Below are 20694 nucleotides of genomic sequence, written 5' to 3'. Positions count from 1 at the left end.
ATCCATAGTCCGGATCGTGAGACATCGATTTCATTTTCACAGGGGTGGAAGACGGGAGATCTTCCACCCCGTTTGTTTCTGCAGAGTGTTGTTTCTGCGGAGTGCGGCTCAACCGACGTCGAGCCGAAGCAGGTCCTCCTCGGTCTCCCGCCGGACGATGACCCGCGACTCGCCGTCCTTCACGGCGACGACCGGCGGCCGGAGCACATGGTTGTAATTGCTGGCCATGGAACGGCAGTACGCGCCCGTAGCCGGTACGGCGATGAGATCACCGGGTGCCAGATCCCCCGGCAGGAACGCGTCCTTGACCACGATGTCCCCGCTCTCGCAGTGCTTGCCGACGACACGGGCGAGCATCGGCTCGGCGTCGGAGCGGCGGGACACGAGAGCGACGCTGTACTCGGCGTCGTAGAGCGCCGTCCGGATGTTGTCGGACATGCCGCCGTCGACCGACACATACGTCCGCAGCCCGTCGAGGGGCTTGATGGTGCCGACCTCGTAGAGCGTGAAGGCGGTGGGCCCGACGATCGCGCGCCCCGGCTCGACGGAAATACGAGGAGTCCGCAACTTGGCGGAGTCGCACTCGCGGGTGACGATCTCGGTGAGCGCCTTGGCGATCTCGTGAGGTTCGCGGGGATCGTCATCGCTCGTGTACGCGATCCCGAGCCCGCCCCCGAGGTCGATCTCGGGCAGCTCGACCCCGTGCTCGTCCCGGATGTCCTTCAGCAACCCGACCACGCGATGGGCGGCGACCTCGAACCCGGACATGTCGAAGATCTGCGACCCGATGTGGGAGTGAATCCCGATCAGCTCCAGCCCATCGAGCTGAAGAGCACGCCGTACGGCTTCGGCGGCCTGCCCCCCGGCCAGCGGAATCCCGAACTTCTGGTCTTCGTGGGCGGTGGCGATGAATTCATGCGTATGCGCTTCAACGCCCACCGTGATCCGAATCTGCACGCGCTGCCGCTTGCCGAGGGACTGCGCGATATGGGCGACGCGCACGATCTCCTGGAAGGAGTCGAGAACGATGCGTCCGACACCGGCGTCGACGGCCCGGTGGATCTCGTCCGTGGACTTGTTGTTGCCGTGGAAGGCGATGCGGTCGGCGGGCATACCGGCGGAGAGGGCGGTGGCGAGTTCACCCCCGGAACACACGTCGAGATTCAGCCCCTCCTCGTGCAACCACCGCACGACGGCACGGGACAGGAACGCCTTTCCGGCGTAGAAGACATCGGCGTCCGGCCCGAACGCGGTACGCCAGGCCCGGGCCCGCTCCCGGAAGTCGGCCTCGTCGAGGACGTAGGCAGGAGTCCCGTGCCGCTCGGCAAGGGTCTTCACATCGATACCGCCGACGGTGACGACACCGTTCGCGTCGTCGTCGCGGGTGACGGTCTGCGCCCACACCTTGGGGTCGAGCGCGTTGAGGTCGGCGGCGGGCCCGGAATAGTGCCCCTCGGGCAGGACATCGGCGTGACGGGGACCGGCGGGGTGTGCGGAACGGCTCATGGCGTGTTCTCTTCTGTCTCTTCCTGGCGCGGGGATCGAGCGGTGACTTCTTGCTTGTTCTGTCTGGCCTGGTCTTAGCTCGGTCCTGGCGCTCAGAGGTGTTCGGGTGCGTCGATGCCGAGCAGGGACAGGCCACCGGCGAGCACCGCCCCGGCGGCTTCGGCAAGCGCGAGCCGGGCACGGTGGGCGGCCAAGGGTTTCTCGTCCCCGAGCGGAAGCACCGCGGGAAGGAAAGCCAACGTCGCATCCGCTACGGCGACCAGGTGACGGGCGAGCAGATCGGGAGCGCGGTGCGCTGCCGCACGGGACAGGACGCGGGGGTGGTCGGCGAGGAGGGGGGTGACCTCTTGCGCGGGGGAGGGTGTGGCTTCTTGTACGTCGCCGGGTTGGCCGGTGAATCCGAGATCGGCGGCGTTGCGGCTGACGGCCCGGGTGCGGGCGTAGGCGTAACGGACCCGGAAGAGAGGATTCGACTCCCGCTGCACGAGGTGGTCGGCGGTGAGACGGGGCCGGTCATGGCCGGCGGGATGGAGCAGGGCCCAGCGGGCGGCGTCGCGGCCGAGGAGGGCGGCGATGTCGGGGGTGGGGACGGGGACGGGGCGTACGACTTCGAGGTCGCGGTCGAGCGGGGCGGATTCTTGAGGGGCGACATTTACGACGCCGAGAACGGTCGCCCAGGTCGGCTCGGGCAACCGGGCCTCGCGGCTGGTGCGGGCCTCGCGGCTGGTGCGGACGTCGGCACCCTGTGAGCGCAGCAGACGGGCGACGACGTCCAGGACGACGAGGGCGCGCGGCTCGTAGGGGGCGTGAAGTCGTACGAAGTGAGCGGCGGGGGTGTTGGGCGGGGTGTCGTCGCCGATGGTTCGTTCGTCGACGAACCCGTACCGCGGTCCGCGTCGCAGGATCTCCGCGACGAGGGAGGTGGACGCCGTACTCCCCAGACTGATGTTGAGAAACCCGGGCCCGGTGATCTCGACACCGCTGACGCCGTGCGCGCCGGCCAGATGCGGCAGCAGCAGCTCGGCGACGCGGCGGGGGGTCTCTCCGGCGGGCCGGGCGAGCTGAAGGGCGATGTTGGTGGCGTAGTCACCCCACCCGCCGGCCCCCGGCACGGTCACCGAGACCTTCTCCGGCACGACCACGCTCAGCTCCCCGCCCTCGACAGCACGGCGCACCGCGCGCAGCACGGTACGGGAGAGCTCGACGGGGGTCACGGGACAAGCGTAGGGGAGGAGGGGGGTGGGTAGGCCAGCCGGTTTGGCCGGGGGTCCGGGATGTGGACGCCGGGGTGGAGGTGGGCCGAGGTGTCCATGTCGGACGTCTGGGACCCGGAAACGTCAGCCGCCGGTACGGCCACCCCGTCCACCCCGTCCGGCCCGTTCGGCCTCGCCCGCGCCGAAGGGACCGCCGATGGACAACCCATCAGCCGCGTCACGCCGCCCACGCTCGATCAACTGCCGTACGAGCGCGATGAGTTCGGAAGGCTCGAAGGGCTTGGCGAGAAACGCGTCGACGCCGACGTCGAGTCCGCTGTCGACCTCGTGCTGAGTGCAGGCGCTGACGATGGCGAGGGGCACATCACGGGTACGGGGATCGCTGCGCAGCCGAGCGGCGGTACGCAGTCCGTCCAGCCGCGGCATCACGACGTCGAGGGTCACGGCGTCGGGCCGTACCTGATGGATGACGTCCAGGCACTCGGCACCATCGGCCGCGGTCACGACCTCGAAACCCTCCAGTTCGAGATTGACCCTGATCAACTGCCGGATGACCTTGTTGTCGTCCACAACAAGCACCCGACCCGACGCGCCTGGCACAACTTGAGAGTAGGTCCGGACCGGCCACCGCGTCCGGGTTTTCCCCACTTCCACCCCCTGCGAGCGACCCGGAACACCTCCCGGACCACCTCTCCCCCGACCTCTCTGACCACCGGGAAACCTGTTCATGAACACCGGTACGGAGCTGGTAGGGTTCTACCCGTCGCCAAGAACACCGCGACGAACACGCCCCCGTAGCTCAGGGGATAGAGCAACGGCCTCCGGAGCCGTGTGCGCAGGTTCGAATCCTGCCGGGGGCACTCGCTGGTCAAACAGTCAGAATCATGCTCTGACCTGTGCGGATGCCGACACGAAAGAGCGGGAGTCAGTCTCACTGACTCCCGCTCTTTCTGGTTGTCTCTCACTGTTCACGACACACCTCCGACACACATGCGCCGACGGGTAAACGGCCCCTACATCGACACAGCTCGGTCTGCAAAGGCGTCGAACCGCGCCCGCCCAGCGTCGGTCTCTGGTGCAGGGCAGTCCAAAGCTCCCAAGAGCCACGCCTGCCCAGATGCCACCCTCCGCGGCGCGGCCTCAACATAAAGGTGAAGGCCTCCAGACTACTTTCGTGGCCTCGGCGCCGTCCGGATAGAGTCAGGCCTCAACCTTGGGGGCTCCAAGATTTCTTGGGGTGGCGCTAGCAAGCAGCGCGCCGTCCACCCTTCCGAGTCGCGTCCCTTTGCACCTTCAGATCCTCCACGAGGCCCCTCAGTGCGACCTGCACTTCCTCCGGGGGGCGCGTAGCTATGAGCTTCTCGTACGACTCAAGGCCAGCTTCCCCGTAAGTCTCGCGAAGAATCGCGCGCAGTTCCACATCAGAGATCTCCACCCCGGCCGCCTCATACACAGTTGTGTTCATGGTCATCGCCTACTCAGTCGGGGAGTCACCTGAGACTCGCCGTGCCGAATGCTCATTCGACACCGCTTTCCTAACAGTATGCGCCCGTCGGGTCAATGCCCAGGCGCACGGCTGGCTCCGCAGAGAAGTTGTCACGCTTTGCTCATGATCCGCCCCGCCGTGTCAGCATAGAACGCAGCTTTCTGCTTGAGTCCAGCTACATCAAGTAGCGATTCGCCGTTCGGTGGCTGGTGTTGAGGATCTGCATCATTAGGGATGTCGATCACAAGGCAACCGATGAAATTGCCTTCGGCGTCCCTGATCGGATATGCCGCATATTCAGAGAATTCCTTGATCAATTTCCCGTACTCTTCGTACCCGAGGCCCATCCGGTCGTCCTCACTCAGACCATCGAACTGTGCCCGGGTTGGCTTTACCCCGACGCCGAACTGCTGCGCGGCGACACGCATACTGTGAACCGTCCAAGCGTCATCGGCCCAACACTTCCCCAGCGCTCCCTTATTTTTGGTCCAGCGGACGTCGACTGGGCCTGGGTGCGCATACACCCTGAGGCGCTTACATCTGTGCAAACACTTCCAATGTCCGAAGCTCCTGACCCGGAACGCCTGCACACCCACGAGTCTCCAGTCAGCCTGGGTGAGGTCGACAACATCGGACAGGAACGGACTCAAGTGGCCCTGGAGGGGCTCCGACAGCTTTTCGTCGGTGGGACGCCGGTACTCTTTGACCAGTCTGATCATCGGGTCTAGAACGGCAGCGCCGAAGAGAACCCATATGGCGACGGCTTCTTGTCTACCCGTCAGGTGCCAGATCTTCCAGCTCGACAGTGCGAGCGTAGCGGTGCAGAACGCGATGACGAGGATCAGGAGGACACGAAATCCTATGACACCCTTCCGGCACATCTTGCGGAAAATCATCATGCACCTGCCGCCTCTCTCGCACGAGAGCAGCCCCCCTCTACGGTAAATCAATTGATCTGAGATGCAACTTGGCCCGTTGATAGGTACTCACACGCGCAGCGAGAGAATGTTGAATGAGTGAAAACCACGGCCGTGACTTTGGAAGGGGTCGCGGCATTGAGCCCAACGCGAAAATCTCGCCACCAGCGCAGTCGGCACAACTTACGGCGCCCGCCCGCGTACAGAGAAAGCACGCCAACTCAGCATCCAAACGTCGCCTTTAGTACTGATCAGCTGGAGCAACCGTTGGTCGGTCCGACTCAGGACCGACCAACGGAACGTTGGTGCGCGCCGTTAATCGGCGTCACCGTCTTCCTCCAGCAACTTCGAGATCTTCGCGTTGGCTGCCTCCTCATGGCCGTCGATGCAACCGTGGTAGCGACGGTGGATGACTTCTGGAGAGTTGCCGACCCGTCGGGCCACCTCAGCGATGGGTACTCCGGCGTTCAGCCACCGCGTGATGCACGCATGCCTCAGGTCATACGGGCGCCCAGCTAATGGTGAAGCAACACGCTCCGGAGGCAACGCGTACTCCCGAGCCTCCTCCCACACCCGCCAGTAGGTGGATGAGCCGACCGCTCCCCCGCGCTCGTTGCCGAACACGCGCCCTTCCTTAGCAGTCCCGAACTCCTTCACGTGAGCCCGGAGAATCACGATTAGGACGGGTGGTATGGGAACCGGCCGGTCGGTGGACGCCTCGCGCGCCTTCAGGCCCCTGCGGTCGTGCCGCTCCCCGGAGTCGGTCCACTGCTTGCCAGACACGGGACGCGTCTCCCGCAGCGTCAGCGTGCCCCAACCGGTGTCCGGCAGATGGCAGTCCGCCAGTCGCAGCCCGACGGCCTCGGCAGGACGCAGACCCGCGTAGTACAAGACCGCGTAAAAGGCCACCAGGCGCCGCCCGCGATTGCGGTCCCACGACCCAACGTAGGAGGCGGAGGTGAGCAACTGACGCCCCTGTACGGCGTTCACGAGGACCCGACGGTCCACCACACCAGAAGAACCGACGCGCTTCCTGCGGGATGCTTGAAGTGGGTTCTCCGGTAGTTCCCCCGTGGCCACTGCGTGTTCGAGAGCGGTGTTCAGAGCGCGGCGCCGCCTCTTGTACGTCTCCCCTGCCGCCGGGGTGCCGTCCAGCCGGTAGCTGAGGCGATACATCACGTCCTCGAACACGACGGCGTCGGCCAGGGCAGCGACCGGGCGGTCCGATGTCGAGAGCCAGTCGTACGCGGTCTTCAGTTCGGCCGGCGGCTCCTCCCCCGCATTCGCAGGGATTACCCCCCACCGGAATGCCAACCGAAGTTCCCTGTCCTCAGGGGCGCCATCTCCACGCTTCAGCATGGCCAGAGCCACGGCCGCAAGGCCGTCCGCCATACCCTCACGGGACTTGGCAGCGCTCGTACGCCAGCGTCCGGCGACGTATGTCCGGCAGAACTCGAACCATCGCAACGACGGCTTCGTGTCCGCCGTTTCTGCCGCCGCGCGCACCTCGGACTCAGGCAGTCCCGATTCGATCTCGAACGCTTCACCGCGCCGGTTCATGGCCTGCCACAGCTCGGACCGTCGACTCTCCGCGAGAGCAGAGGTGGTGAACGTGTCGCCGTGCACCCGACCTGCGACCACCCATCGGAGGCGCCACGGGCGCGACTTACGCCCGGTCTTGGACACCTTCCACAGCTTGACGTCGAAGGAGTAGCCCTGCCGGGCCGACCCGCGGGGGCGCCCGGCAGGGGTGTCGTTCTCGGTGCTCACGCAGCGTCCTCCCGCTCCGCAAGCCAACGCTCGTATTCGGATCGGCGGATTCGTACGTCCCCGTTGGGAAGCTTGATCGAGCGGGGGCCCTTCCCGAGTTGGCGCCACCGGTAGAACGTCGACGGAGCCACCTTCAGATCGGTGATGACCTCCGCGACGGTCAACTTCTCGTCCAGCGCGCGGGCGCTCATACCGCCGTCCCTTCGGCTTCGGTCGACCCGGACAACCCGGACAGCTCCAATTCCGACTGTCCGGGTTGTCCGTGCTGGTCAGATGGGGTAACCGGACAGCCGGACAGTGCGGACACCTCTTGGGTGCCCTGTGTCCGGGTCTCGGTGTCCGGGTAGTACCGGCTGCCTGCGTCCTTGGTGAGCTGTCCGGCTTCGGCCATGCGCGAGCACGTCCGGCGGATCGTGTCCATGTCGACGTGGGGCAGCTCGCCCGCCATGTCCTTGGGCTTGGCACCGGGGTGGGCGCGGACGTAGCGGAGGATCGCGGCGTGGGTGTCGCCGACGGTGTGGTCGGTGACGGGGCCGTCCAGCAAGTGCCAGGCTCCGGAGGCGGGTTGGAAGCTGAGGGCGTACTCGGCTTCGTCCACGTCGCGGCCGGTGACGTGCAGGATGCCGTCCGCCTGTCCGCGGGCCCGCTTCAGTACGAGCGTGGCGTCCGCGGCACCCGCGATGCCGTTGGTCCCGGAGACCTCGGTCAGGAAGTCGTCCGAGCCTGCCTTGCGGACATGGTGAACCAGGACGACGGCGACGCCGTAGTGGTCCGCGAGCCGCTTCGCATAGCCGACGGAGACGTAATCCGCGTCGTACGCGGACACTCCTTGCGGGGCTTGGCCGCGCATCTTGGCGAACACGTCGATGACGACCAAGCGAGCGTCCGGGTTGCGGTCCAACCACTGCGCGATGGCCTCGGTCCCGCCCGCGGGGAAGGGCGGGCACTCGGTCACGAGGGTGAGCCCCGCGGGTGCCGGCTGTCCTCCCAATAGCTTGCCCATGCGGGTCTGGAGACGGCGCGGGGTGTCCTCCAGGGCGAGGTAGAGGACCGGTCCGCCGTCGACCGGAACGGAGTCGAACGCCTGGCCTCCGGCGGCGACCGCGAGGGCGAGTCCGAGGGAGAGCCAGGACTTGCCGACCTTGGGCGGTCCCGCAAGCAGACTCACGCCCTCGGCGAGGATGCCGGGCACTGCCCACTTTGGCTCGGGGAAGTCCGCGGCCATGAGTTGATCGGCCGTCCACGCGATCCGCGGGCGTTCCCGCTTCGGCGGCGGCACGGTGGGAGGTAGGGGGTCGCTAGGAACTGAGTACAGGTGCAGGGGCGGGATCGGGTTGGCGCTCATGCCGCGACCGTCCGGGGGCGCCGGGCACCTGCCCGCAGGCCGGAGGCAATCGTGCGGCGCGCCTCGCACTCGCCCTGCCCTACGTAGAGTGCGGTAGTCAACAACCAACCCATTACATCGACTTCGCTCAGCTCTCCCCCGGCGACCAGTTGTCCGAGAGCTACGGAGGCGATGTAGAGAGCGTTGAAAACTCCAAACGCTCTGATCATCCAGGGCGTCCGCCCCCGCGCGAGGATGTGGTTGACCAGATCGATCTAAGCGCCAGCGATTCTAACGCTGTGTAAGTACCCTACTACGGTGACGATGCACCCTCGACTTCTTGAGCGGATCTCGCGCGCAGTGCAGAAGGTCTCCACTCGCCCGGCCGCTTCCTCCTACATCTGGGGCGGCCGTCGGTCCCCACTAGCCTTCGCGGTGTTTCACCTCTTTTTCCTGATGCGCCTCTTATCGCCGCTTCAGTGGATTAAATATGGTGTCAGGCGCAGGAACAGCGCAAAACCACCAACGACGAACCAGCGTCCAGACTTTCCCGCCGCCTACACCGAGTGGTACTTCATCGTCATCCTTGGCGTGGCCGGAACCGTCTACATGGTTCGCCATGCAGCCAACCCACATCCACCTGTACTGCTTGCGGAGCTACTCTCAGCAGCGGGCTGGCTGCTGATCACCGAATGCGTAGTGTGGGTCGCGTACTACCTCATGCTGCGAGCCTTCGTGGAGCGGTACTACACGATCTTCCACCCAGCAGAGTACGTGCTGACATTCCCACTGCTCCTGACCATTCAACTACTGCTCGTTAGCGATGTGACCGGGCGTGGCATCACCGAGTTGCTGCAAGCCTTCATCGGTAATCCCGAGGCGGGAGACCAGTTCGGAACTACCTTGGCAGTCTTCGGCCTCGCCTATTTCGGAGTCGCGATCACCGTGGCCCTCAGTTCCCATCCTGGCATCGACACCCGCACCGCCCAGACAGTCTCGATCATCGGCTCCGGCGACGTCACCTTGAACCGGATCCTGCCCGCTCTGAAAACCCTGGGCTACGAACGCAGCAGCATCACGATCTCCTCTATCGAAGACCCTGAGACCGCCAACGCCCGCGCCGCGATTGGCAATGATGCCCAGCTGCAGGTGACTTCTCCAGAGAAAGTGCTAGCCACAGCTTTGCGGGAACACGTCCCGACCATCATCGCCTCTCCGACATTCGCTCACTTCACTCAGCTTGTCGCATTGGCTACTGCTGACATCCCCTTCGCCGTGGAGAAGCCCATCGCCTCCGGCCGCCCCGAACGCAACGTGCTGCGCGCTGAGGGTGCACAGTTGATGGCCCGCGGCTTCGCCCTGAGTTACTACAGCCTGGAAAAGGCCCTCCCACTCACCTACTTCCTACAGCCGCTACCCATATATTCGCGCTTCCTGACTGCCAGCGAGCCCGGCTTGTTGGGCGGGGCGGCCCTGCACGCACTGCGCGAGGAGCTGGGACAAGTGCGGTCAGCTCAGATCGACCTCCTGGAAGGCGCCTCGCGCTCACCGGCCAGCTATGCCCGCCTCTGGACTGAAGTCCCCGGGACCTTGCACCCCTTCATCGAAACGACCATCCACCCGCTGCTGCTACTCCGGCACATCACCGGCGCAGGCCCTGTCACCTGGACCGGCTGCGCATTGGGCCGGCATGCCGCTCGCGCCGCTCAGGTCCGCGACGAGTACGGCCAGGAGATCGCCCCCCACCTGGCTGGAGGCCACTGCCCACCACGGCACGATCGACTTGCGGATGCGGGTCGCCAAGCATGTACCCTCTTCGCTGACCCAACGTCACGCCGTCATTACCTACGCCAACGGCTCCGTAACGGCCGACTTCGACACCTACCGTGTCGACTTCGAAATCAAAGGTCAAAATAGGGGCTGGATAGCGATCGATACAGATCGGGACGCGGGTCGATACCAGCAAAATTACGCTGTGTTGCTCTCCTTGTTCATGGAGTTCGCCATCAACGGATGGGGAGGCGCTCGCTTCGATGACTTCGAACGACAGTTGGACGCCTTGGATAACTGGGACGAATTGTGCGAGCTGGTAGACCGGCATCAGCCGCCAGTCACCGACTACACCACCGAGTCCCTCGCCACCACCCTTCCCCACCCAATCCACCCCTTGGGCACATCGGCAGTCACTCCGCCACAACGTTCGTCGCACACGACCGCGTCTGCGCCCCGCCTTCCCAACCCCTGACGGGTGCCGGACTGGGCCCTCTCCGAACCCGGCGTCACCTGGTACCCCTCTCCCCCAATCACCCACCGTTCCGAGGGCATGTGGTCCAGACGGGCTGGAACACCCCAGGAGTGTTCCAGCCCGTCGGCGAAGCCGACCTCTCATCGAGCGCAGGAGCCGGAGGTGACTTCCTGCTTCGCACTATCTGCGATATAGGAGGGCACAACACGCTTCCGAGGATCAAGGAACCTGCTGGTCAGGGCCGATTCGCAAGCTGAACTCTGATTGTGCTCCGGAGCCTTTGGCGACGGACCGCCGCTTCGCTGGTGGCCTTGCCACCACTCCGCAGCCACGGCGGCCCTACGGATGTCCAGTCATCGCCAACTGAGTCGTTACGACGGCTAGATGGTGCGAGGTTGCCCAGGCGCGCCACTCGGTGCCCCCACCTGCCTTCGGTCGCTTCCGTTGAGCGCATTCCTGAAGTCGAGCGTCCCCCCACGACGTGGCGGCTCCGGTGACAGGCCAGTAGGGCGAGTTGACCAAGTCCTGGCTGAGAGTGAAGAAGTCGTCGTTGCCCGGCCTGACCCGCGGATATACGAAGACCTGCCACTCGGCCGGCGTGGTGTAGCGCATGTTGGGATCTGGCGTTCCACGGCTCTTGGGCAGGATGCGGGGGTACGTCACGCCGAAGTCCCCGAATTCAGGTTGCCGCCCCGGCCACTTCTCGGCGACCGACTGCCATAATCGCGCGTCCTCCCTGACAACAGGCGTTGCCCGGCCCCGCTCGAATCCCTTCAGGTTGACCGGGAAGGCGCCGGCCGCCACGCAGAGGCGCCTCCATGGCCAGCATGAGAGACGCCTCAGGGCTTCATTGGTTGCTTCGGCCAGGACTTCCCGGGCCCGATCCGAGTGCACTGGACCTGCATCAAACAGCAAGTCGACTTCCTCCGGAGCCAGCTGTACCGCTCGGAGCAGATCCCGTATCTCGTCTGCGCAGGGGAGCGAATCGCTGAGGCCCTCCGCCGTAGATACGCGCAGGCATGCCCCCTGCCGGTGGCCGGCGGACACCGCTGCTACTTCCGCCAACACTTCGTCAGGATCAGAACACCTGAAGACTGGGCACATGGCAACACCGCGGAGCCCCAGAGACTCCCCAACCCGCACCATGGGCCCGCCCGCGTCCCCGCTGAGCACGCGGACTGGGGGCAACGCACCACAGTCAACTGTGAGGACCATGCCGTCTGGCACGTTCTCCATCGCGTGATCGCAGAAGGTCTCCAGCAAGTCGCGAAGCTCAAAGTCCGGCACGATCTCCATCACTGGGCGGAGCTGAGCCTGCACCTCCGCTGTGACGTGTCCAAGCGCCAGAAACTCCCCCGCCTTGCCCTTCAGAATAGGAACGTAGGCCACCAGCCACCCCCAAGCGCTCCCCACACTCAGTCAGTTGTCGTGCCCACCGCTCTTGACAGGGTGACCGGGCAAATCACTGGCAGGTAGAGCGCTGTTCTCGCCATGGGGCTCAAAGTTGAGGGCCGAAGGAAGTCACGCGAGCCACGTACCGTGCCGGTAGGGCTCCACGGAGCCGCTCCGAGTGAGTGGCGAGTGAACGTTCCTCACCCGGGCTCGGTCGGCGGCGTTCCAGCAGTTCAGGGGGCCGAACTGCGACAGGTACGGCGTGCCCTCCGGAGCCGTGTGCGCAGGTTCGAATCCTGCCGGGGGCACCTTGTATTTGGTGCCTAAAGACCCCGCCATCAGCGTTTCGGCTGAGGACGGGGTCTTCGTGTGTGTGCGGGCGGATGCCGTTGGAAGCAGGCGTTTGCCAGTGATCGCGTTCGCCATCCGCCTCTGATCGTCCTCCGTGACGGTGGCTCAGGAGCCTCAGGACAGAGGGCGATCAGCGCCTTCCGCGAACTGGGAGTCCGCGGATCCCGCCAAGGCGCAAACGCCCCTCAACCACGGTGTGGCCCAGGAGTAGCGGGACATGAAAGACGGGCGCACCACTCCTGAGCAGAGAAGAAGCAGGTCCCCAAGATCCCCGACAAGACCCAGTCCCAGGACAGGAAGAAGGAGACGAAAGGCCAGGCCCCCAGCTGCGGGTCCTCCGCCGACCGCGGGCCTTTGCCATGCCTGACGATCTTTGGTTCGCCACGCGCGGCCGCATCAATCCAGCAGGTAGACACCGCGGGTGATCAACAGCGATATGGGAACGTCGATTCCGACCATGCAGCGGTCAACAGCGAGAACGCACTGCGGGCCGAACCGATGAGTGCGGTCAATGAATCGGGTTCAGCCCTTCCAGATCTCGCCCGAGTTTCGCCCATCCGGCCACAAGTCGATCTCGTAGTGGTCACCCAAACGCCCCGGCGACCAACTCACGTTCACCTCACCTTTTGTGCCCTTGAATTTTCCGCCGCCCGCGAGTGTCGACTTCGCGCTGAAGTCGGCATAGACATGCAGATGGTCCTGTCCCAGAGACATGGTCGGCTGAACGTCGGCACGAGGGTCGGATGCCCAAACCCAATTGCGAATTACACTGTACGAACTCTCTACGACGAACTCGTCGATTCGACCATTCTGGGCGCACCAGCGATAGGTGAAACCGCTCTCCAGTAGAGGAACCCTCAACTTGGTGATGGTATGACTGTGACTCGCCCGCCAGCAGGAATGGCTTGCTGCGCTACTCGTTTCACTACCGACCACTGTCACAGCTGCCGTTGATGCGAATACGACTGCTACGGATACCGCTCGACGCGCCTTACCCTTCACTGTTCCCCCTGAAATGCGTGAAATCGTATCGCCCTGAATTATTCCGCCGATCATCCTTCAATAGCAAGATTTTAAGGGGATCGAAACTATGTACCATTCCTTTTCCGGCATCTCCGCCGGTGCACCCAGCACGATGCCGATGTGTGGGGCTAGAGGGCCTAATGTCGGCCGGCCAAATCTGCGCGCATCACGTCACGCAGACGTTGTTGACTGTCCCTTACCGCTCGCTGGGCCGTTGCGTATTCCTCAGTCTCGATGAGGTTCCCGCGCCCGACGCAATCCCGTAGATCGCGCATGGCGATCATTGATTTCCGCACCTGCTCCGCAACCGGTACCGGGGCGCTGATCACGAGCTGCGCCCTCACGGAGTACAGAGCATCGGCGCCGAAGGCATCGTGAACCGCCTCCAGCATGTTGTCCGACACAACTGGCGGCGGACATTCCGATCTTGTGCGTCCAACTGCTGCCGCCATTGACCGCGTTGCGCCAGGAGCGAGTGTTCCACCAGCGCCGATAACGGCCCCCAACAACGTGGAAGCCGGAGACATCCAGTCCACGCGACGACTGTGACAGGTCTCGCCCAAGACGTCGACAGCGCGAACCCGGGGCAGCAGGATCATCGCGAATGCACCGGAGCCATGCTTGCCCCCGGCGGTCGTGTCGCTGCCCCGCATCAGTCCACTGCTTGCCGGAGACGGGACGCGTCTCCCATGGCGTCACCATGCCCCGACCCGCGTCCGGCAGGCGGCGGTCGGACAGCCTCAGCCCAACCGCCTCAACGGGCCCGATCCCGCAACTGGCGATCCTGCACCGCGTTTACCAGGACTCGTCGGTCCGCGGAACATCTGATCGTACGAGGCGGACTCGCTCAGCCGGTATGCGTTCGGGCAGGTAGGCGAATCCGTTGCCGTTGTCCAGGAGTAGCGCCTCGTCGATGCCGTCCACGGACCAGAGGTCGACCGGGCCGCCGGTGTTGTTGATCCGGAAGAAGAACCCTGTTTCCTCCTCGCCCCGGCAGACGAAGATGCCCTCCGCCTCGGGGCGGCGGCTGCCGGCGATTCCCCGTGCGGCGCCCATGCGGGTCCAATCCAGGCCGTGTTGTGCGATCGATCGGCGGTTGAGTACGGATGAGATATGGAAGAAGTGCGGTGTTTCAGACACGCGGGGAGTATAGGAGGCGGTGAGGCCGCCTCCTCAGGTGGAGGTGGCCGGCTTCGGGGTGAGGACTGCCAGGACCGCAGTTGGTGGATGGACGGTCGGACCGACGAACGGCGCGCCGCCCCTGGATGGGACGGCGCGCCGTGGGTGTTACGTCACGTCACGTCACTGCCGAGACGCTCGTTGCCGATCGAACGTCATCGTGCCGTGCCGGTGGTCAGTGGTGGCCGCCGCCACCGTGGCCGCCACCCTCGTGGCCCCCGCCACCCTCGTGGCCGCCGCCCTCGTGGCCCCCGCCACCGCCGTGGCCGCCGCCGTTGTGGCCGCCGCCCTGGCCGCCGCCGTTGCGTCCGCCCCAGGACTTGTCGTCGACGAGGCGGCGGTGGTCGTTGCGGAGGGTGGCGGTGTCGGAGCGGTTGTCCCAGGCGTAGTCGCGACGGTCCTGGTAGACGTCCTGGGCGGTGTCGCGGCCCTTTCCGGTGTGGACGCGGACGGTGGCGTGACCGGCGAGGCGGTAGTGGCGGAAGGTGTAGGTCTGACCCTCCTTGTTCGACAGCTTCCAGCCGTCGAGGTTGACGCCGCGGCGGTCGTGGTTGGTGATCTCCACCCACTCGTTGTTCAGCGAACGGGCGGAGCGGTCGTCCGGTCCCGGCGAGTCGGCCTGCACGCGGCTGATCTCCACGCTCGGCCGGGCCGCGTGGTCAGCAGCGGTCGCCGGCAGTGCCGCCGCGCCGACGAGAGCGCCGGCAGCCAGCGCGGCTGCGGCCAGACGACGGACGGACACGGAAGGTGAAGAGGTCACGGGTTCCCCCAGCATGGTGCGGGCACCTCCCTGGCATACGGCTACGGCCGTACCCCGGGTTGTGCGGTGTGCGGGTGGCGGCCTGTTGGCCGCACACCCACACCTTCTCCGCCGTGCCGACGGGATATGAGCGATACGTGAATCGCGTTACGAGTCAGTCGCATTTCCGTGATTGTCGCCTGTAGCGTCCATTTATGCGTGTGATGCACCAGGTTGACGCCCCGAATTGTTGGGGGCACTGACCCGAGGTCCGTGATCGCCAGGGTGCGCCACCCCAGGTCCGCCGGAGGCCTCACCCGAAAGTGGGTAACGGCCGGGGCCTCGATTCCCGCTGCTTGAAGGACTCCTTGGTGCATTGGCTCACGATTCGCTCCTCCTGGGACTGGCTCAGGTGGGGCGCGCCGCTGTCGTAGTCCTCGCCGTACTCGGGCAGGGCGTGGACCTTCATTCCGTCTGCCACGGGGTCACCGGCCGCATCGGCAGGCAGGCCCAGTAGGCCGCCCACAGCCGCATCGGCGTCGGCGGTCGGGCTCGTCGATCCGCCACCCGAACCGGTGGCTGGATGGCTGATCGACGCGACCTCGGGGTCCTTGCCGCCGCCCGAGCCCCCACCGCCGCAGGCCGTGCGCAGGACGAGCGCCGCCACCATGCCGAAGGCGTGCGGGGGAGGCTACGTTCGCTCGGTCATTGGTAGTAGCAGGTCTTCGCCGTTCCTGACGCCGGGTCGCCGAACACCGTGTTGGTGCACGGGGTGCCGCCCGTGAAGGTGCCGTAGAAGTACTGGCCGCCCGCCCCGTACGCCACCTCGTGGGTGCCGGAGAAGGTGCAAGTCCCGTTCTCGGGCGTGCAGTTGGTCCATGTGGTGAACGACGGCGGGGCGCCGATCAGGTAGCAGGACTTGGCGGTGCCCGGGATCGGGTCGCCGAAGACCGTGTTGGTGCAGGGGGTGCCCGCCGGGAGCGTGGCGTAGCGGTATGCACCCGCGGCGCCGTACGCGACCGTCATCACGCCGGAGAAGGAACAGGTGTTGTTCTCCGACGCGCACGGGGACCAGATGTCGGCTGCTGGGGGCGCCGTTTCCGCGTAGCAGGTCTTCACCACTCCGGAGGCCGGGTCGCCGAACACTGCGGTGGTGCAGGGTGTCGAGCCCGTCGCCGTCGTGTAGTTGAAACGGCCGTTCGCGCCGAAGGCGACCACCGACGTGCCGTTGACCGCGCAGGTCCCGTTCTCCGCCGCGCACTGGGTCCAAGTGCCGGGCAGGGCTTGGGTGGTGGAGCCCACGGTGCTTCCCGTCGTGGTGTACGCGGCCACGTAGTCGACGCTCAGTGTGCCGCCCGAGGAGGTCGCGGCGCTCGGGCTGGTGCAGCCGCAGGCCGCGTTGGGGAACGCGCCGCCCATGGCCAGGTCGAGGATGATCGACTGGTTGTGGTCGAAGGCGGCCTGCCAGGTGGCGGTGCCGACCTGGGCCTCGGTGACCGTGTAGTAGGCGCTGCCGTCCAGGTAGAAGGTGATCGTCTCCGCCGCGGTGTTGGTGCGGTCGAGGATCATCGAGTACGTGTGGAAGCCGCTCTGGCAGCCGGGGCAGGCGCGCAGGCCGCTGCTGATTCCGGTGCCCTCGTCGCAGGGGCCGCCCGGGGAGGTGCCGCAGTGGATCGTGCCGGCCACGTCGGAGAGGGCGTTGACGTCCTCCATGATGTCGATCTCGCCGTTCTCCGGCCACTGGCCGGGGCCCAGCATCCAGAACGCCGGCCAGTAGCCCAACCCGCTTGCTGGGCTCGGCTGTTGGATGGATGCCGTGACTTCCAGCTTGCCGCCTGCCGGTGCGCCCACGTTCGCGGTCGGGGTCTGGATCCGCCCCGAGGTCCATGAACTGCCGGAGCCCAGCGCGGTGATGTCCAGGTTGCCGTTGCCGTCGAGGTGGGTGTTGGCGGTCGAGTCGGTCATCGTCTCGATCTCACCGGTGCCGAAGCTCGAACCCGGGCCGGTGTCGAACTTCCAGTTGGCCGACGAAGGGGCCGACCCCGCCGACCCGTTGAAGTCGTCGCTGAAGACGGTCGACCAGCCGGAGGGTGCTCCGGGGGCGGCTGCCGTCGCGGGCTGGGCGGTCGTGGCGCCGTAGAGCAGCGCCACGACCGGGGTCAGGGCCGCGAGCCAGATCACTTGCCGCACAGGCAAGGATCGTCCGGTCGGGCCGGTCTTCCTCGGTCTGAACATCGTCGTTCGTGATCTGAACATCGTCCGGCCTTCCTCGTGAGACTCGTGAGGCTTGTGCGAGTCGCGCGACTCATGCGACTCGTGCTATGAGTGCTATGAGTGCTACTGGACGTAACAGGACTTCGCCGTACCGGAGATCGGGTCGCCGAAGACCCCGTTGCTGCACCCGGTGGACCCGGACACGGACCGGTACACGTACCGTCCGGCCGCCCCGTACGCCACCTCGTGGGTGCCGGTGATGCCGCAAGTCCCGTTCTCCGCAGCGCAGTTGGTCCACGTGGCGAACGACGGCGGGGCGCCGATCAGGTAGCAGGACTTGGCGGTGCCCGGGATCGGGTCGCCGAACACGGCGTTGGAGCAGGCCGTACCGCCGGGCAGGGTCGCGTAGTTGAACGAGCTGCCCGCGCCGTACGCCACCGTCATCACGCCGGAGAAGGAACAGGTGTTGTTCTCCGACGCGCAGGAGGTCCAGACGTCGGTCGCGGGCGGGGCCGTCTGGCCGTAGCAGGACTTGGCCGTGCCGGAGATCGGGTCGCCGAAGATCGCGTTGGTGCACGGTGTGGAGCCGGTCTCCGTCGCGTAGTTGAACCTGCCGCTCGCGCCGTAGGCCACGGCGGTCGTCCCGTTGACCGCGCAGGTGCCGTTCTCGCTCGCGCACTGGGCCCAAGTCCCGGGCAGGGACTGCGTGGTGGAGCCGGTGCTCCCGCCACCGCTGCTGCTGCCCGACGTGAACGCCTGGAAGATGCGCGCGAAGTCACCGGAGTTCTGGCTGACGCCGCTGCATGTGCTCTGGGCCGAAGTCGAGCCCGCGCAGCCGCCGTTGTCGCGGTTCTGCGACCAGTACGACGTCAGGGCGATCCCCCGTGACGCGTCGAAGGCCTCCACGCTGCGGGCGTTGTCGAGGGTGAAGACCTCGCCCGCGCTGTCGTTCTGGCCGATCATCGGGGTGTTGCCGAGCTTGGCGTACGCGGCTGACGTGGAGATGCCGAACGCGCTCGCGACCTGGCCCGCCGCCGCGTCCACGGACGTGTTGGCCGCGTTGCCCATGTCGGTGCCCGAGGAGCCGTAGTCCATGGTCATGAGGTTGACGACGTCCGGGGTGAAGCCGTTGGCGCGGGCGTTGTTCAGCACGTTCACGCCGTCGCCCGAGAGGCCGCTGGGGAGGGCGGGGAGGGTGACGGAGATCGAGAGTGCGCGGCCGTTGTTGGCGGCCCAACTGCGCACCTGGGCAAGGGCCTTGTCGCGGCGGTCGATGCCGGCGGAGTTGGTGAGGGAGGCCGACTCGATGTCGAAGTCGACGTGCGAGAGGTTGAAGGTGGTGATGACGCTCTCGATCTGCGCTGCCGCCGCCTCGGGGCTGGAGCAGGAGTCGCCGATCTCGGTGAGCGCGGTGTCTGAGGTGTAGCCGCCGAAGGACACGGAGACATCGCCGCCCAGGCCGCGGATGCCGTCGATCGCTGACTGGAGGGCGGACTGGCCCGGTACCTGCCACTGGCAGCCGGGGCCGTCGACGAACGCGGCGGTGAAGAACTTGGTGCCGTAGTTGTTGGCCACGTCGGTGAGGGAAACGTTTCCCGAGCCCGCGTCGAAGTACGGGGCGAAGACATGGGCGGGCCAGGCGTTCGGGGCGGAGGCCGCCGACGCGGGGGCCGCCGCGGTGAGTCCGGCGGCGGCTAGGGCTCCGGTCAGCAGGGCGACGGAAAGGAGGGAACGGGATCTCGATCGGGTGCGCATATGGCGTCCTCCAGTGGGGGGTGAATCGATTCAATCCCTGATCGATATTGGTGCAGACCAATTCGATGTGTGGGCTCAGGGAAGCAGCGTTGACAGGGGCGAGTCAAGGCAAGGGCGGGTCAAGAGAAACGGGGGCCGGGAGCGGGTGTCGTGACGGGCACGGATTGGTTGCGGGAGAGCGCACGTCCGCCCCAACTGCCGTACTCCCACGGCACCATGGCGTCCCATGGGGGACTTGAGCGGGGGCCGGGATCGCTACGTCGACTTCCTGCGGGCGTGGGCGATCGTGCTGGTGGTGTTCGGGCACTGGCTGATCACCGGGCTGGTGCGGGAGCCCAACGGGGCGATCGGCGCACCGGAGTTGCTCGCGACCGTGCCCTGGACGCAGTGGCTCACCCTGGGCTTCCAGATCATGCCGCTGTTCTTCCTGGCCGGTGGGCACGCGGCGGGCGGCTCCTGGGAGCGGGCGCGGGCCGAGGGCCGTACCGCGACCGGCTGGGTGGGGCAGCGAGCGCTACGGCTGCTGCTGCCCGCGGGGGTGTACAGCGGGCTGGTGCTGGTCGCCGTCGCGATCTGCGTGGCGGTCGGGGTGGACGCCGACACCCTCGCGCTCGTCGGGTGGGCGATGGCCATGCAGTTCTGGTTCCTGCCGGTGTATCTGCTGCTCAGCGCGGCAACTCCGGTGCTGTGCACGGCACATCGGCGGTGGGGGTTGCGGGTGCCGGTGGTGATGGGGGCGGTTGCCCTGGGTGCCGACTCGGTGGTGGTCAGCGTGCACGCGCCCGCCGTAGGACTGCTGAACTACGTGCTCGTGTGGGGCGTCGCCTATCAACTGGGCTTCTGCTGGCGGGACATGCTGCTCAGCGAGCTGTCCGCGCTGCCCGCGTTCATGGCTGTGGGTGGTGTGGTCGGCTTCGCCGCGTTGGTCTGGCTCGGGCCGTTCCCGGTGAGTCTGATCCTCGTCACCGGGCAGAGCCCCAGCAACACCAATCCCCCGTCTGCGGCCATGCTGGCGTGGGTAGTTGGGCAGGTCGGGCTGGCGTTGCTGCTCGCGCCCATGCTGCGGGGGTTGCTGGAGCGCGTTCAACTCTGGCGGCTGGTGCGGCCGTTGGGCGGGGCCAGTATGACGCTCTACCTGTGGCACATGCTGCCTGTGCTGATCGTCGCCGGTGCGTTCTATCTCACCGGGCTTGCGCCGGAACCCGCTTACGGGTCGGGGAGTTGGTGGGTGCTGCGGGTGCCGTGGCTGGTTGTGCTCGGGGGTGTGCTGGTGGGGGTCGTAGGGGCGTTGCGGCCGTTGGAGCGTGGGCTGGCGGTCGTGTACGAGCGGACACGGCCGGGTGATCTCGTGCGCAGGGCTTGGGCGTTGTGGCTCGGGTTGGCCGCGAGTGTGGGGGCGTTGATCTGGTTCGCGGGGCATGGGTTCGCCTACGGCGGGCGGTTTCCGGTGCTGCCGGCGTTGGGGCTGGCGGTCGGGGTGGGGCTGGTCATGGTGACGGGGCGGAGTGTTGTGGACCGGGGTGTGCGACTTAGCGTCTGAGGGGCTTGCGTTGGCTTGCGAGTGCGGGCGCGTTGTGGC

General features: G+C 66.3%; 16 protein-coding genes and 1 tRNA gene. 3 read left to right on the top strand and 14 right to left on the bottom strand.

Translation table 11 applies throughout. The features are described 5' to 3' along the window. Positions 1–108: 108 nt before the first annotated feature. From lysA to ACWIHT_RS09025, 3 genes are all read right to left on the bottom strand, one after another. Positions 109–1506 (bottom strand): diaminopimelate decarboxylase, encoded by a 1398-nt coding sequence (gene lysA, locus ACWIHT_RS09035; RefSeq protein WP_456165898.1) that lies wholly within the window; start codon positions 1504–1506, stop codon positions 109–111. A 92-nt stretch (positions 1507–1598) separates the two neighbouring features. Next, positions 1599–2720, bottom strand: a complete 1122-nt coding sequence (gene nrtL, locus ACWIHT_RS09030) for an ArgS-related anticodon-binding protein NrtL (protein ID WP_456165896.1) — start codon at positions 2718–2720, stop codon at positions 1599–1601. Positions 2721–2843: 123 nt separating this feature from the next. Then, entirely contained in the window at positions 2844–3449 is a 606-nt protein-coding gene (locus tag ACWIHT_RS09025) for a response regulator (RefSeq protein ID WP_456165894.1), read from the bottom strand. Between the two features lie 59 nt (positions 3450–3508). On the opposite strand from ACWIHT_RS09025, the gene ACWIHT_RS09020 reads away from it, so the two are divergent. Continuing rightward, positions 3509–3580, top strand: a tRNA-Arg gene (locus tag ACWIHT_RS09020). Positions 3581–4316: 736 nt separating this feature from the next. Here ACWIHT_RS09020 and ACWIHT_RS09015 read toward each other — a convergent pair. From ACWIHT_RS09015 to ACWIHT_RS09000, 4 genes are all read right to left on the bottom strand, one after another. Next, positions 4317–5105 (bottom strand): hypothetical protein, encoded by a 789-nt coding sequence (locus ACWIHT_RS09015; RefSeq protein ID WP_456165892.1) that lies wholly within the window; start codon positions 5103–5105, stop codon positions 4317–4319. A gap of 333 nt (positions 5106–5438) precedes the next feature. Further along, positions 5439–6893 (bottom strand): tyrosine-type recombinase/integrase, encoded by a 1455-nt coding sequence (locus ACWIHT_RS09010; protein WP_456165890.1) that lies wholly within the window; start codon positions 6891–6893, stop codon positions 5439–5441. After that, the gene (locus ACWIHT_RS09005; protein ID WP_067029612.1) at positions 6890–7084 is read right to left on the bottom strand and encodes a helix-turn-helix transcriptional regulator; all 195 of its coding nucleotides are present in this window, start codon (positions 7082–7084) and stop codon (positions 6890–6892) included. Before ACWIHT_RS09005 ends, ACWIHT_RS09010 begins: the two co-directional genes overlap by 4 nt. Further along, positions 7081–8238 (bottom strand): AAA family ATPase, encoded by a 1158-nt coding sequence (locus ACWIHT_RS09000; RefSeq protein WP_456165887.1) that lies wholly within the window; start codon positions 8236–8238, stop codon positions 7081–7083. Before ACWIHT_RS09000 ends, ACWIHT_RS09005 begins: the two co-directional genes overlap by 4 nt. Positions 8239–8535: 297 nt before the next feature. Between ACWIHT_RS09000 and ACWIHT_RS08995 the strand changes: the two genes are divergently transcribed. Beyond that, on the top strand, positions 8536–10134 hold the full coding sequence (locus ACWIHT_RS08995; RefSeq protein WP_456165885.1) for a hypothetical protein: 1599 nt from the start codon (positions 8536–8538) through the stop codon (positions 10132–10134). A 667-nt stretch (positions 10135–10801) separates the two neighbouring features. Here the strand turns inward: ACWIHT_RS08995 and ACWIHT_RS08990 are convergent. From ACWIHT_RS08990 to ACWIHT_RS08960, 7 genes are all read right to left on the bottom strand, one after another. Beyond that, positions 10802–11851 (bottom strand): beta family protein, encoded by a 1050-nt coding sequence (locus ACWIHT_RS08990; protein WP_456165883.1) that lies wholly within the window; start codon positions 11849–11851, stop codon positions 10802–10804. 876 nt (positions 11852–12727) lie between these two features. Then, positions 12728–13261, bottom strand: coding sequence for a hypothetical protein (locus tag ACWIHT_RS08985; protein WP_456165881.1), 534 nt, complete (start codon positions 13259–13261; stop codon positions 12728–12730). Between the two features lie 762 nt (positions 13262–14023). Continuing rightward, on the bottom strand, positions 14024–14284 hold the full coding sequence (locus tag ACWIHT_RS08980; RefSeq protein ID WP_456165879.1) for a hypothetical protein: 261 nt from the start codon (positions 14282–14284) through the stop codon (positions 14024–14026). Positions 14285–14582: 298 nt separating this feature from the next. After that, positions 14583–15182, bottom strand: a complete 600-nt coding sequence (locus ACWIHT_RS08975) for a lamin tail domain-containing protein (RefSeq protein WP_456165877.1) — start codon at positions 15180–15182, stop codon at positions 14583–14585. Between the two features lie 277 nt (positions 15183–15459). Continuing rightward, entirely contained in the window at positions 15460–15816 is a 357-nt protein-coding gene (locus tag ACWIHT_RS08970; protein WP_456165875.1) for a hypothetical protein, read from the bottom strand. A 35-nt stretch (positions 15817–15851) separates the two neighbouring features. Beyond that, positions 15852–17336: a glycoside hydrolase family 16 protein gene (locus ACWIHT_RS08965; RefSeq protein ID WP_456165873.1), complete on the bottom strand. Its 1485-nt coding sequence runs from the start codon at positions 17334–17336 to the stop codon at positions 15852–15854. Between the two features lie 147 nt (positions 17337–17483). Then, positions 17484–19115: a chitinase gene (locus ACWIHT_RS08960; protein WP_456165871.1), complete on the bottom strand. Its 1632-nt coding sequence runs from the start codon at positions 19113–19115 to the stop codon at positions 17484–17486. A gap of 226 nt (positions 19116–19341) precedes the next feature. On the opposite strand from ACWIHT_RS08960, the gene ACWIHT_RS08955 reads away from it, so the two are divergent. Further along, on the top strand, positions 19342–20655 hold the full coding sequence (locus tag ACWIHT_RS08955; protein WP_456165869.1) for an acyltransferase family protein: 1314 nt from the start codon (positions 19342–19344) through the stop codon (positions 20653–20655). Positions 20656–20694: the final 39 nt, after the last annotated feature.

It is taken from the genome of Streptomyces sp. NPDC002276, assembly GCF_053891435.1.
The sequence above is the reverse complement of the archived record's forward strand: the minus strand, read 5'-3'. Positions and strand labels throughout refer to the sequence as shown.